General features: G+C 51.0%; 14 protein-coding genes and 1 pseudogene. 8 read left to right on the forward strand and 7 right to left on the reverse strand.

Annotated elements, in window-relative coordinates:
* Positions 1-233: 233 nt before the first annotated feature.
* Positions 234-380: an MAPEG family protein gene (locus Abin_RS16155; protein WP_370684457.1), complete on the forward strand. Its 147-nt coding sequence runs from the start codon at positions 234-236 to the stop codon at positions 378-380.
* Positions 381-443: 63 nt separating this feature from the next.
* On the opposite strand, the gene Abin_RS04315 is transcribed toward Abin_RS16155, so the two are convergent.
* The 4 genes from Abin_RS04315 to Abin_RS04330 all read right to left on the reverse strand — a co-directional run bounded on the left by Abin_RS04315 (position 444) and on the right by Abin_RS04330 (position 3,663).
* Positions 444-605, reverse strand: a complete 162-nt coding sequence (locus tag Abin_RS04315) for a LysR family transcriptional regulator (RefSeq protein WP_084593463.1) — start codon at positions 603-605, stop codon at positions 444-446.
* 215 nt (positions 606-820) lie between these two features.
* Entirely contained in the window at positions 821-1,606 is a 786-nt protein-coding gene (locus tag Abin_RS04320) for a TSUP family transporter (protein ID WP_255319309.1), read from the reverse strand.
* 570 nt (positions 1,607-2,176) lie between these two features.
* Complete coding sequence (locus Abin_RS04325) at positions 2,177-2,875, reverse strand: aspartate/glutamate racemase family protein (protein WP_048845141.1); 699 nt, start codon at positions 2,873-2,875, stop codon at positions 2,177-2,179.
* Between the two features lie 188 nt (positions 2,876-3,063).
* Positions 3,064-3,663 carry a DUF488 domain-containing protein gene (locus tag Abin_RS04330; RefSeq protein ID WP_048845142.1) on the reverse strand — a complete coding sequence of 200 codons (600 nt, stop codon included), beginning with the start codon at positions 3,661-3,663 and terminating at the stop codon, positions 3,064-3,066.
* On the opposite strand from Abin_RS04330, the gene Abin_RS04335 reads away from it, so the two are divergent.
* Positions 3,662-3,877, forward strand: a complete 216-nt coding sequence (locus tag Abin_RS04335; RefSeq protein WP_061507197.1) for a hypervirulence associated TUDOR domain-containing protein — start codon at positions 3,662-3,664, stop codon at positions 3,875-3,877. The genes Abin_RS04330 and Abin_RS04335 overlap by 2 nt on opposite strands.
* A 176-nt stretch (positions 3,878-4,053) precedes the next feature.
* On the opposite strand, the gene Abin_RS04340 is transcribed toward Abin_RS04335, so the two are convergent.
* A complete protein-coding gene (locus Abin_RS04340; RefSeq protein ID WP_307190427.1) occupies positions 4,054-4,908 on the reverse strand; it encodes an AraC family transcriptional regulator in 855 nt (284 codons plus the stop codon).
* Between the two features lie 72 nt (positions 4,909-4,980).
* Between Abin_RS04340 and Abin_RS04345 the strand changes: the two are divergent.
* A pseudogene (locus Abin_RS04345) lies at positions 4,981-5,889 on the forward strand (NAD(P)-dependent oxidoreductase); the annotation flags it as partial.
* A gap of 259 nt (positions 5,890-6,148) precedes the next feature.
* On the opposite strand, the gene Abin_RS04350 reads toward Abin_RS04345, so the two are convergent.
* On the reverse strand, positions 6,149-7,057 hold the full coding sequence (locus Abin_RS04350; RefSeq protein WP_048845191.1) for a LysR family transcriptional regulator: 909 nt from the start codon (positions 7,055-7,057) through the stop codon (positions 6,149-6,151).
* Positions 7,058-7,386: 329 nt separating this feature from the next.
* Here Abin_RS04350 and Abin_RS04355 point away from each other — a divergent pair, with 329 nt between their 5' ends.
* Together Abin_RS04355 and Abin_RS04360 are read left to right on the forward strand one after the other, a co-directional pair.
* Positions 7,387-8,376 carry an LLM class flavin-dependent oxidoreductase gene (locus Abin_RS04355; protein ID WP_048845143.1) on the forward strand — a complete coding sequence of 330 codons (990 nt, stop codon included), beginning with the start codon at positions 7,387-7,389 and terminating at the stop codon, positions 8,374-8,376.
* A 291-nt stretch (positions 8,377-8,667) separates the two neighbouring features.
* Positions 8,668-9,780, forward strand: coding sequence for an alkene reductase (locus Abin_RS04360; RefSeq protein ID WP_048845144.1), 1,113 nt, complete (start codon positions 8,668-8,670; stop codon positions 9,778-9,780).
* A gap of 275 nt (positions 9,781-10,055) precedes the next feature.
* Here Abin_RS04360 and Abin_RS04365 read toward each other — a convergent pair whose 3' ends face one another.
* Positions 10,056-10,538: an Lrp/AsnC family transcriptional regulator gene (locus tag Abin_RS04365; RefSeq protein ID WP_048845192.1), complete on the reverse strand. Its 483-nt coding sequence runs from the start codon at positions 10,536-10,538 to the stop codon at positions 10,056-10,058.
* A gap of 135 nt (positions 10,539-10,673) precedes the next feature.
* Here Abin_RS04365 and Abin_RS04370 point away from each other — a divergent pair, with 135 nt between their 5' ends.
* From Abin_RS04370 to Abin_RS04380, 3 genes are all read left to right on the forward strand, one after another.
* Positions 10,674-11,693, forward strand: a complete 1,020-nt coding sequence (locus Abin_RS04370) for a DMT family transporter (RefSeq protein ID WP_052948162.1) — start codon at positions 10,674-10,676, stop codon at positions 11,691-11,693.
* An 11-nt stretch (positions 11,694-11,704) separates the two neighbouring features.
* The gene (locus Abin_RS04375) at positions 11,705-12,562 is read left to right on the forward strand and encodes a PhzF family phenazine biosynthesis protein (RefSeq protein ID WP_048845145.1); all 858 of its coding nucleotides are present in this window, start codon (positions 11,705-11,707) and stop codon (positions 12,560-12,562) included.
* 83 nt (positions 12,563-12,645) lie between these two features.
* Positions 12,646-13,113, forward strand: coding sequence for a RidA family protein (locus tag Abin_RS04380; protein ID WP_048845146.1), 468 nt, complete (start codon positions 12,646-12,648; stop codon positions 13,111-13,113).
* The last annotated feature ends 17 nt before the right edge of the window (positions 13,114-13,130 follow it).

Raw genomic sequence — 13,130 nt, forward strand, 5'->3', positions numbered from 1 at the left:
GCTATCCGCGCTCACTCACAACATAATATGCAACTGTAGTGATAGGGCTTTCTATTCCCATATCTCTACGTCACGTGAAGATTAGAGACATGATCGGGGACAGCCCCGATCAACCACTGCACCGCCGCATCAGGGCGCAGGGAAACTTCATCGAATATGTTCCTCTCTGCCTGCTTGGCCTCGTCGTGACCGAAGCCGAGACCGCTTCCCTATGACCTGCACTGAGTATCGGTATCGCACTTGCCTGCGGGCGAGTTCTCCACGTCATCGGCATGTACGGCAATTATGCACCTCTGCGAGGGCTTGGAATGGTGTTGACCTATCTCTCACTTGTTCTGACAGCACTGTTCCTGTCAGGCACAATGCTGGGCTTTGTATAGGCAAGATCTTGTTCCACACAGGCTTCAGTGTATGGTTGGTACATCATTTTGCGAGTGACGCCGTCAACGATGCACGACTTTGGAGAAGATTACGAAAGGTCTCTCTGCCGTTTTCCTGATGCGACGACTGAAGGCCGATTGCGTCACATGACGCTCTTCCGCTACGCGTGAAAAACTCTGCACACGCGATAACGTGATGAAATCTTCAAGCCACTTGATGGCCATAGAATTCTTTTATGTTGAGTTCCATTTTTAGAAAATATTTTCGGAAAGTTTGAAAGCCATTAATATTATTTTAGGTAGATAAATTTTATGATGCAGCGAACTTTACTTAACATCAAAAGCAAAGTGTCAGTCAGGCGCAAAAATCTGCAGCTTATTCCACCATAGAATTCCTCACATCAACAGCGTCCAATACCATACAACGTATCTCAATTGAGCTAGAACATTTTCCAAAGTGGATTATCAGGGTTAGAAAGCATCTTGATGGTCAACGCCAATGACATAAAGACAAGTAAAGGACGAATACCTTTACCCCCAAAGCGAATAGCGAGCCAGGCTCCAACCTGATTACCCAAAATATTTGCACAGGCCATGCCAAAACCCAGAAGCCACAAAACTTTTCCACCTGCAATCATGGCAATCAAACCAGCTAGATTGGTCATCAGGTTAAGAAATTTAGTGTTGGCGATAGCACGTACCAAACCTAACCCAGCAAATGCGACCAAAACAGTTGTTAAAAATGAACCTGCTCCAGGACCAAAAAAACCATCGTAAAAGCCAACCCCGCTGATACAGACTGTAATCCCCCACCTATTCAGGTAAGCGTGACGATCTACCGCACTCATGGGAGGAGATAATAGAAAATAGAAAGCCATCCCAATCAACAGAAGAGGCACAATAGCAGACAAAATAGTAGGATTAATAAACTGTACAGCCGTAGCACCAGCCAATGAACCGAAAAAAGCCCCGGTCGCTGGAACGGCAAATAGGTAGATATCGACATGTCCAGCTTTAAGAAATGCCAGAAAAGCCGAGAGCGTCCCTAATGTGCTCTGCAGCTTGTTGGTCGCGAGCGCTGAGACAGGTGGAATACCAGCCGCCATCAGAGCCGGTATTGTCAGAAGCCCGCCGCCACCTGCCAGAGCATCAATACACCCAGCCAGAAAAGCGCAAGAGATCAGAAAAAAAAGGGTCTCTACCGTAAAATGCATACCAATAAACAAACTTTAACCTGAAGAGCCATATGAGGATTGACCCTATCCTCGACTTGCCTTCATTTTTGAGTGCGGGTCTATAGAATGATAGATTGCGTTAATGAGGCTCTACTTACAAAAGATCCATTCCAACTTTCTCAAACATAATTCCACACTAGCCCTTTCCGAGACCTGCTAATACGTAGTCACCTAGCGGACAAGGAATAGACAACCTTTCTATGACAGGCAGCTTTCATTCTTCAGGCAGTCAGAATCTGTCCTCTGTTTATAGACTTCGAAAGTTGGACAACGCGGACGAAAACACTCGCTAAGCGGGGTTTAGTTTCTGCTTTCTGCAAGATGCCAATTTGAATATTGCTGGCAGCAGGCTGCTCCTGTACCCAGACACCGACCGGACACCTTCTCCATCGCTCCCACTCGCCCAATATCGACTAGTATTGTTTGCTCCACAGTTCGCTCTTTCACATGGTTGCTAGCTTATCGCCTACCTTCTTACAGGGCATGTCAGTGCTGCGTATGGATTACCTGCTTCTGCACTCCTGCTTTGTTTACTGACGGCAGCAGGCATCGCCCTGAAAATTAGCGTGACAATTCCATAGCAGAAAGAAGTGCTTCTGCATGAATTTCGAGCGTATCGAGACATGATATTGAGAGCGTGACACCGTCAAACAGAAGCGGCAGTTCTGTACAGCCGAGAACAACAGCATCTATGCTGGATTCAACGGTCATTCTCTGAATGATGTTCAGAAACTCGGTCTGCGTCGCCGGTTTGACTGTTCCATGTTCCAGTTCAGTCGATATTTTTTCTACCACGAAATCGAAGTCATGTCCTGTGGGGATCACCACGTCTATTCCGACTTCCCTGAAAGGTTTCTTGAAAAAATCCTCTTCCATGGTGAAACGGGTACCCAGCAGGCCTAATTTTTTCAAACCCCGCTTTTTTGCTTCATCACGCGTTGTTTCGATAATACTTACAAGCGGTACAGAAGAATGTTCACGCAAGGCATCAAAAACAATATGAGGCGTATTGCCCGTAAGAGACACAATCTCGCAGCCCGATGCTATGAGATTATTGATGCCGTCCACGAGATAACGCGTTAACCCATCATAATCTCTGTCCGAGCAATATTTGAGAACATTGAAAACATTCAGGCTTTCTATCGTCAGATTAGGAAAAAACTCTTTTCCAACCCGCTTATTGGCTCCATAAACAATTTTCTTGTAGTAAATGAGCGTGGATTCCGGACCTGTCCCACCAATTAAGCCAAGTTTTTTCATATCCACTTCTCCCAATACCCAGATTTCTGCATCAGAATGCAGAATGTCTGCCCTTTTATCGTAACGCGTGGCTTTCGGTCACTCAAGATTGCCCTGTGTCGGCATAAACACAAAACACTCTGGGTCACCAGATCAAAAATCATGCCGCTTTTTCGAAATAGAATGTTTTTACGCCTAGCATTTTACCTTCAGTCTCTGGAAGTGTTTATCTGTGGGTAAGTAATATGGCGGCTGCTATCAATAATCGCAGATTCAATGAGGTGCGCGGGAACGGCATCCGTCATGGACAGAATATGAAAGACTGTCACCCCGTGGGCCAGGAGATAGTCAGTAACGATGCGCCTGTGACAGCGCCACCAGAGCACTTCCGCGCACATGATCGCAACAGTCGCCCGCTGTCCCGCCTCGATAAGCCGGACGAGACCTCGGTGAAAATCTTGCCCAAGCGCATAATCTGCATAATTATGAAAACTCTGGACACGCCAGAATGCGTTGGTCTCCGCAGGCACCGTCTTCAACCGTGGCCGTCGTCCACCAAGCTCTGGAAAATGACTATATCCGATCCCCTGTGTCGCCAGTTCCGGCTGGAGACTGGTGCCATCATAGTCTCGATTACGCCGGGAATACGGAAAAGCCCTCACATCCGCGATCAGTGTCACGCCATAATGACGCAAAAGCGCGATAAAATCAGATAGTGCAAGCGTGGAATGCCCAATGGTGTAGAATGGATGACAAGAAGATGATCTTGCCTCCCCTGCGAGGTTCACATTGGATACGGAGTTTTCCATGCCGTCACAAACTTTCCAGATCGGAGACATCGTATCCTGGAACTCGGAAGCGGGATACGTCAGTGGACGGATCAAAGCCATTCATACGGCGCCCTTTCTGGTCAACGGCTATCAGCATCACGCGACGGCAGAACACCCTCAATATGAAATAGAAAGCCTTAAAACCAGTCATATCGCCTTTCACAAAGGCACGGCCCTGACACTTGCTGAGTGACTGGATCATCTCCTGAGCCAGCATCAATGTAGAGACAGACGGATTGGCTGAGGTGATCAGAGCACAGAGCACCACATCCAGAATCGGGGTAACAGACGTGAGTTTCGCAACAAGCCTCTCATGACAGAGATTGTCCGGCCCAATCACTCTTTTATTGGCGCACGCATGATCTGCTCTCATGATAATTCGTAATTTTTCTCTTGGCAGATGGATTGTTCGCAAATGCGGAGAATATTCCTCTCGCTGCAAAGCTTTATATAAGCTGCAGGACTGTGTCCCGTGATCTTCCGAAATAGTGCCGCGAAAGCGCCCGGACTTTCATAACCGACGTTACGTGCGACACTCGTGACCCTCTCCCCACGTGCCAACCGTTCCTGTGCATTGAGAATACGCAGCCGCTGACGCCACGCCGTAAATGGCATTCCCGTCTCCACTCCGAAATACCGAACAAAGGAACGCACTGACATGGAAGCGACGATCGCCCATTCCTGCTGCTCGCGCACATCTGCAGGGTTTTCGCTCAATGCATCAGCCACACGACGCAAACGCTCATCTTTGGGAAAAGGCAAAGAAACTGACGCACGAGGCAAGGGCAAAAACTCATCCCAGAAGCTTTCGGCCAGACGGGCAACAACATCGCTCCATGACTTAGCTGACGAACAATGCGATAGCCGCTCGGCTTGCGCGATCAAAAGAGGCGTACCACGCACCAGAAATGGCTGAACAGGTAACGCCGTAGACCGGGCTTCATCAATAAACAGGCTCCAGCCGCGTATAGCCCCGTGCGAACGAGCCATGTGACGCAGGTGAGGCGGCAGCCACACTGCCTGCCCCGGTCCGATCAACCAGTAAGCCTCGTCCGTCCGTATGCTCATGACTCCATAAGTGATTCCGAAAATCTGGCCACGAGAATGCGTGTGAAAGTCCGCAAACCGACGTGTCTGCTGCCGCATATGACCACCCAGCAGCCAGGGAAGATCTGCTTCAGAATTTCCCATGCAAGGTGGGATCAGGGACAATGTGGCGCACATGAGTCGAAATCTGGCCTACGGGACGAAGCACGCCAAGTTTTATCTTGTTAACATCGCGCTTGGACCAACACGCACTTTATACAGTCAAGGAGTATGCTCATGAAAATTGGATTTATCGGGCTAGGAGCCATGGGTCATCCTATGGCCAGGCGGCTTCTCGATGCGGGGCATCATCTTGTTGTTTATAATCGCACGACTGCGAAGGCCGCTGATCTTGTCGCTCAAGGTGCTATCCTGGCCGACACACCAGCCGCTGTCGCGCGGGAAGTCGATATCGTTTTTTCGATGCTCTTTGACGACGCCACTACCCAGGAAATAGCCTTCGGCACAGACGGGATCGCAGCCGGACTATCCCCGAAGGGCGTTCACGTCTGTTGCAGTACGATTTCCCTCGCCCAAGCGCGCCGTCTGCGCGACGATCATGCAGAGCGGGGGCAGATTTATGTCAGCGCGAATGTTCTCGGGCGCCCACCCGCAGCGGAAACAGGAACATTATTCGTCATGGCGGCAGGTGATTCCGATGCGCTGGACCGTCTGGAACCAGCACTCACATGTTTCGGTCCCCATGTCTTCAGGTTGGGTAATGATCCCGTTCAGGCTAATCTCGCCAAGCTGTCTCTGAACTTCATGATTTACTCGACCATCGAACAGATGGCGGAAGTATTCGCTCTCAATGAAAAGGCAGGGACTGATCCACGTAAGATCTTCGAGGTTATGACAGGCAGTTTCTATAATGCTCCGGTCCACAAAAATTACGGTAAACTGATGGTCGAGCATGATTACGATTATCCCGGCGCGCCGGTAACACTCGGCCTGAAGGACGTCAAAATGTTTATGGACGCTGGCGGGGATTATGGTGTGCCGCTACCTTATGCCTCTGTCGTCCGAGATCGCCTGCTGAGTGCGATCAGCGCCGGAGACGCCGATCGAGATTTCGTCGTACTGTTGGAACGCGTGCGACAGGAAAGCGGTTTGAAGTAAGGGCGGACGGAAGCTGAGCAAAAATATCCAAAGTTCCCCGAAAAAGGGACAAAACGGGTTCCCGTGCTCATGGACAGTTCACGATGGGGTCCTTATCACGCCATCGAACTGGGAGTTTTCCAAATCGGACAGAAAAGGCCGATTTCGCCATTGAGCCCGCAGAATGACTCCGTCCATGGACGATAGGCCCGGCATTTCGGCGCCTGGCCTCTATAAACAGCCACACTTAAGACCTTGAGAGCGAGATCGGCGCTCTGGATCAGCCAAATCTTTCGGTAGCAAAGAACTCGACCAGTCGATCGACCACATGGCGGATCTTCGGGCTCAGATGTGACGTTTGCGGCCACAGTGCGTGAACATCGACCGCCCGCTTCGTATAATCCTCAAGAACCGGGATCAGGTCGCCCTTTTCAATATGCGTTCTGACAATCGGCATAGGAAATTGGCATAGACCGAAACCAGCCCTCGCAGCTTCGACGATCGCGTCACCATCGCCAAGCTCGAAGGTCGGCGGAGCGTCTATGCGCCTATCTTCTCCGTCGATCCTGAACCACCAACTCAACGGTCGACCGCGACGATATCCGACAATGCAGGCGTGGCTCCTCAGATCATCAGGTGACGCTGGGGCGCCCCTGTCTTCTAGGTAAGCCGGAGACGCGCAGGTGACCAATTTATACGTAGCGAGCTTCCTTGCGATAAGTCCATCGCAATTCTCCAAGTCCCCAAATCGGATGACCAGATCAACGCCCTCGGCTATGGGATCAATGACAAAATCCGAGAACGTCATAGTCAGTTGAAGCCTAGGATAAGGCCGAGCTATCTCCAGCAGGAGAGGCAACATCACGGATCGACCGAACGATACAGGCAAATCTATGCGCAACCTGCCTGTGAGATTTTGCCTGCTCGTCGTGAGTGCGGCTTCCACCCCCAATATCTCGTCGAGGGCATTCGCGCAGGTCGCAAAGTAGACTTCGCCATCCACAGTCAGCCCAATTTTGCGCGTGGTACGATTAAACAACTGCATGCCCAGACGGTCCTCCAGCCGGGAAATACTCTTTCCGACCGCGGACTTCGTGACACCAAGCTGAGCAGCGGCAGCCGTGAAGCTGCCTGCCCGTGCAGCCGCGACAAACGCAACCACACCACCGAGATGATCGAATTCGGACACCTCGCCCCTCCTTCCAAAGCCGCTCACTGTAGAGATTGAGGATACTATCCTACTCCTTAGGATACCTTTATCAAGTTGTGGAGAACGATAAATATGTCACTACGCTGAGCCTCCGTGACGTTCTCATGACAAGGTTCAGCCCTGCCAGCGGCGGTTGTTCGGGAACGGCCACGTGCAGAACTGCACCTAGCCTTCTGGTGTGCTGTTCACTCTTGTTCGCAAGATTGATCCGTTCAACGGTCAAGCCATACAGCCCGCGAGCTGGTCATCTGGTTTTCGAGAACCGGCGGTTCTGGTGCCTTGAGGCGTCCCGTTGGAAAGGAGTTGAAGTGACAAAACTGTCCATCCTCGACCTCGTCATGATCGGTGAAGACAAGGATCTCGCCACCTCTTTGCAGGATACCGTTCGCCTTGCTCAATGCGCCGAGCGTAGCGGCTATCAGCGATACTGGATTGCCGAACATCACAGCATGCCCGGGATCGGTTCTGCCGCGACGACGCTCATCATGTCACATGTCGCGGCACATACGTCGGCGATCCGCGTCGGCTCGGGCGGCATGATGATGCCCAATCACTCCCCGCTTATCGTCGCCGAGCAGTTCGGCACGCTCGACACTTTATATCCCGGGCGGATCGACCTTGGCGTGGGACGCGCGCCCGGCTCGGACAGCTCTGCCATGCGAGCAATAAGGGGTATTTTCCCGCAGCAGCGCGAACTCTCCGAGGACGTCACAGCGTTGCTCGACTACCTCGCCGACAATGGTAGGCAGCCGGCTCGCGCGATCCCGGGCCAGCATGACGTGCCGCTCTGGATCCTCGGTTCTGGCCTGCACGGCGCAGAGCTTGCGGCGACGCTAGGGCTTCCTTTCGCCTTTGCTTCCCACTTCGCCCCGCGGCATTTGCTTGAGGCCATTGCGCTTTACCGCCAGCATTTCCGTCCCTCACAGTATCTGGCAGAACCTTATGTCATTGCCGGATGTTGCGTGTTTGCCGCCGATACGAAAGAAGAAGCCGTATTCCTCGCGAGTTCTCACCAGAAGTGGGTCGCCAATCTGCACTCCGGTCGGTCGGGTCTGCTTCCCAAACCCGTGCATAACTTCATGGAAAGCCTGCCCGTCAACATGAGGACGGGTCTGCAACAGGAACTCGCCTACTCCGTCATAGGCACACGCAAAGAGGTCGGTAATTGGTTGCGTGCCTTCGCGCAGCAGACATCGGCAAACGAACTGATGATTGATGCGCGGATCTACGATCCGGCAGCACGATGCCGATCTTTCGAGATCGCTGCGGCAGCTCTGTCCGCTTCCATTCCTGCATAATCCCGCAAGTTGCAGGCTTCTCTCCGTTTAAGTGCCACCATGTCGCTCAGATGATGTGTAAGGCCGCATGCAAATGATGCGCATGCCTTGTGAACGACCTTCTGAGGGACGTCAGAAATGGAAATGTCCGCTCCAACAATCAGAGAAAGCGGCAACGGGTGACATACAATACTTCAGCACCGTCGTCCCATTACTGTTTCCTCAAAGGAAACAGTAATGGGACATAAAGAGGAATTGTTCTCTCAATCGTGCAGATACACAGTGAGAATTCATATTCTAAAGAGGGCAACGATGATCGATCTTTTTAAACCCTATTCGTTTGCAGGCCATCACCTAAAAAACCGCTTCGTCATGGCCCCGATGACCCGCGCTCGACGCCCGGACTACATCGCCGACGCCGAGACGGCGCTATACTACCGTCAGCGCGCGACGGCCGGCCTTATCGTAACCGAAGGCACTCCGGTCTCGCCAGAAGGTCAGGGCTACATCAACGTTCCTGGCATCTGGTCAGAGGCACAGGTCGCCGGTTGGAAACTGGTGACGGATGCAGTGCATGAAGAAGGTGGCACGATCTTTGCTCAGCTTTGGCATGTCGGTCGCATGTCGCACGTCTCTCTGCAACCAAATGGCAACGCCCCCGTCAGTTCGACCGCAACGCCCGCTCGGGATCCCAAAAGTCAGGCGTTCATCTATCTGGCAGATGGATCGACCGGCTTCGCCGAACCGAGTGTACCGCGTCCATTGGGGACGGAGGAAGTCGCGCGCGTGGTGGCAGATGTCGCCAAAGCCGGCCGTAATGCTCAGGCTGCGGGTTTCGATGGCGTTGAACTGCATTCCGCAAATGGCTACATCTTCGAACAGTTCCTCAACCCGATTCTGAATACCCGGGACGATCGCTACGGCGGTGCGCTCGAAAATCGTGCTCGCATCGTCCTCGAAACTATTGACGCGCTCATCGCGGAGATTGGTGCATCACGCGTTGGTATCCGGCTGGCACCGTTCAACCGACAGTTCGACATGCCCGCCTATGACGACAATGGCGAAACCTATCTCTACCTCGCCCGTGAACTTTCGGCACGCGGCATCGCCTATGTCCATCTTAACGACAACTGGGCCGCCGGGCATTCGGTCATCGGAGAGGACTTCCTGCGGCGCTTTCGGAACGCTTTCGACGGCACACTAATTCTAGCAGGCGCGATGACGCTCGACCGCGCGCAGAAACTCGCGGACGCCAACCTGATCGACCTGTCGGCATTCGGTCAGCCGTTTATCGCCAATCCCGACCTAGTCGCCCGCCTGCGCGAAGGTGCCCCACTCGCGACCCCGAACCGCGCAACCTATTATGGTGGCAGCGCAAAGGGCTACGTTGATTATCCGACACTGGCCGACGAAAAGCGCGCCTGATTTATCGGGGCATTCCCTGCATCGCATCCTATGAGGTGGTATAACCACGTTGCCCGCGGTCGTGCCGCCTACATAACCTTTCCAACCGATGGGAATATTTTTTAGCAGTTTCCTTCGTTGAGCGCGCAAACCATAACGCCACATCTACCTCCACATCGCCCAAAAATGGAGAAACAGTCTGCATAGACCTCAAAAAATACAAAACTCACACATGCCATCGTTAAATGACACCACAGTTCGAACACGGTTTTTAAAAATCGTTAATTATTCTATACTTATTTAGATTGAACAGGCAATGAAGTTGTGTACTTTACCTGCTCAAGCGAAAAGCTGGATCGTATATTCGAAACACCTGGTATTTTTGTTAAAACATTCAACATAAATTTTTGATAGTGCATCAAATCCTTGATGACCACGCGCAATAAAAAATCGGCCTCCCCTGTCATAAGATAGCATTCCATAACTTCCCGTCGTATGGCTATGGCTTGAGTAAATTGATCTAACGTCTCCTTGTCTTGGCGCTGAAGTGTCACGTTAATGAACACATTGACGGCCAGATCCAATTTAATTGGATCGACCAGCATGACCGCACCTTTAATGATGCCTTTTTCCCGCATCTCAGCGACACGCCGCCAGCAAGGTGAAGGAGACAAGCCGACACGCTCCGCCAGTTCGGTATTCGTGATTTCTGCGTTTTCCTGCAAGATTTCCAGAATTCTGAGGCTGGCATTATCGAGCGCTATATTGTTATCGGACAATTTTACCTCCGTGACGTTCTTGTGAGGAATTTTTTTCCGATAATAGACAAAACAGAGACAAAAAAGGAAATTCTTTTCGGGCAACCAGACATACTTTTTAGGTCATCATATTCACGCGAAAACTAAGGCCTGACCTTGTCCATAACACCCGATCTGAAACGCGATGCTCCCCCAGCCCTGACCATCATGTGGCTTTGCGTCATGGTTGTTTTATGGGGCGTGAGTTGGCCAGCCACCAAACTGGCATTGAATAGTGTTCCCCCTTTGTGGCTGGCTGCTATCCGGTTCGGCAGCGCGTCTATCTGCCTGTTCATGTTTGTCGCATGGAGAGGGAAACTCAAGCTCCCTGCTCGTGCCGACCTCCCGGTTGTAATCAGCATGGGCGTTCTACAGATGATGGCATTCACCGGACTGGGAATGGTCGCAATGACGTATACTGACACCAGCCATGCTGTTCTTCTTGCCTACACAACCCCTTTATGGGGCGTATTGGGAGCATGGCTGTTACTCAAAGAGGTGCCATCCCGCCTGCAAGTCATTGCGGTTGCCATTGGACTGGCTGGCATCGCCCTGATCTGCTCACCATTTGAAATGAACTGGAGAGCACCAGGTGTATTCATGGGGTGCGCTTTCCTTATTGGAGGAGCCATCGCCTGGTCTGTGACTATCCTGCATATCCGTCATCATAAATGGCACGACAGCCCTTTGTCTCTTGCTCCATGGCAGATGGCGCTCGCCACAGTGCCCCTTGCTGCGTGTGCATTCTATGTGGAAGGCAAACCACGTTTTTTATTAGCTGACGTGAGACTTCTGTCGCTCCTGATTTTTATAGGACCAGTTGCAACATCAGCCTGTTTTGTCATTTCTGCGGAGCATGGCCGTCGGATAACGACGTTCGCTATGTCAAACCTCACTTTGGGAGTACCACTGCTTGGGATCGCAGCATCGTGTCTTTTTCTTGGAAGCCACCTAACGGGTGTCTTTCTGGCTGGCCTGATACTTGTTTGTTTTGGAGCTATTCTTGCGGCGCGTTCCAATGGCCTATCCTCGAAAGTTTCTCTCAAGGCACCAAAAGTCAGCGTCCCGCAGAAGATTGCTAACCTCCCGGAGAAGTGGCGCGATCTGATGTCAATCGAAAACACAGAAAACCGTTGAAAGGAAATACTATGAGTCGCGATTTCAAAATTGTAGATGTTTTCAGCTCTACTCCGCTCAAGGGGAATCCTGTTGCTGTTGTACTAGATGCCGATGGACTGAACACAACACAAATGCAAGCAATCGCTGGTTGGACAAACCTGTCGGAAACAACATTTCTGTTGCCCCCAACTCAGCCGGGCGCGACCTATAAGCTGCGTATCTTCAGCCCTCGCAACGAGCTGGACTTCGCTGGACACCCCACACTCGGGAGCGCATTTGCCGCGCTCGAGGCAAAACGCGTTTTTCCGACAGAGGGGAAAATCATTCAGGAATGTGGTGTCGGCCTGGTTACCCTCCACGTGGAGGATACCCATCTTTCTCTCACGCTGCCTGAGCCAAAACTGAAAGCTGTTACTGAGGAAACCATTTCAGAAATAGAAACCATTCTCGGGCATTCTGTGTCCAGAACCGCGTCTCCCGTGACTGTAAATACAGGGATTGTTTGGATTGTAGCCTATATCCCGGATGCGAAAGACGTTTTGACTATCAAGCCAAATTTGGAACGCCTGACAGCTCTCTCTCATAAATTGAATGTCACTGGCGTGACAGTTTTCGGCGATAAGGAACACTCGGGCGAGATTGAAGTTCGGACATTCGCGCCGGCATGTGGCATCGAAGAAGATCCTGTCTGCGGCAGCGGAAATGGTAGTGTTGCGGCTTTCCGCCAACATTATAAACTTCTGGAAAAACAGGTAACGACCTATATTGCCAGTCAGGGCCAAAAAGTTGGTCGCAACGGGAAGATAACCGTTAATTACAGCGAAGACGGTCAAATTAGTATTGGTGGTTCGTGCATCACAACGGTGGACGGCAAATTAAACATTTAATGTTAAAACTTATAATAATGCACGGTATGGGGTTAGTTGTTCAACATCATACCTTGCGTGATTTATATTCCTAACAATGAAAAATGAAAGGTTTGCGTTATGTTTATAAAAGCAAAAGGTCTTTTTGTATCGCTTGGGCTTTTTTTCTGCCTGTTCTGGCACATGCAGAATCATCCACTCATTTTTATTCAGCGGAAGAAAAAGATGTACCTTTTTCCTCCGCTGTGCAGGTGGATACTATTCTCTACCTTTCCGGTGTAATTGGCATCGATAAGAACGGGCACCTTCCTGACGGTTTTGGCGATCAGACAAGAAATGTTATGAATAATATTGCAGAATTACTTCGTAAATCTGGAGCAGATTTTTCAGACGTTTTTAGGTGTAGTGTTGCTGTGACAGACGTCAAAAATATACCGGAGTTTAATCGGATTTACCTGTCACATTTTTCGCAAGGTCACTATCCAGTGCGTATGGTTTACGGTGTTTCTGCACTTGCTCTCGGTGCCTCAGTGGAAGTGCAGTGTGACGCACATCATAATGTAAAGAAATAATAGAATATCCATCGGGT

Origin of the sequence: Acetobacter indonesiensis (assembly GCF_000963945.1) — a bacterium.
Lineage (GTDB): Bacteria > Pseudomonadota > Alphaproteobacteria > Acetobacterales > Acetobacteraceae > Acetobacter > Acetobacter indonesiensis.

Excerpts from the sequence above, each read along its gene's own strand:
- Abin_RS04335 (WP_061507197.1), top strand. The coding sequence starts at position 3,662 with ATGCCGTCACAAACTTTCCAGATCGGAGACATCGTATCCTGGAACTCG.
- Abin_RS04340 (WP_307190427.1), bottom strand. The coding sequence starts at position 4,908 with ATGTGCGCCACATTGTCCCTGATCCCACCTTGCATGGGAAATTCTGAA.
- Abin_RS04330 (WP_048845142.1), bottom strand. The coding sequence starts at position 3,663 with ATGGAAAACTCCGTATCCAATGTGAACCTCGCAGGGGAGGCAAGATCA.
- Abin_RS04325 (WP_048845141.1), bottom strand. The coding sequence starts at position 2,875 with ATGAAAAAACTTGGCTTAATTGGTGGGACAGGTCCGGAATCCACGCTC.
- Abin_RS04360 (WP_048845144.1), top strand. The coding sequence starts at position 8,668 with ATGATCGATCTTTTTAAACCCTATTCGTTTGCAGGCCATCACCTAAAA.
- Abin_RS04375 (WP_048845145.1), top strand. The coding sequence starts at position 11,705 with ATGAGTCGCGATTTCAAAATTGTAGATGTTTTCAGCTCTACTCCGCTC.
- Abin_RS04315 (WP_084593463.1), bottom strand. The coding sequence starts at position 605 with ATGGCCATCAAGTGGCTTGAAGATTTCATCACGTTATCGCGTGTGCAG.
- Abin_RS04380 (WP_048845146.1), top strand. The coding sequence starts at position 12,646 with ATGAAAGGTTTGCGTTATGTTTATAAAAGCAAAAGGTCTTTTTGTATC.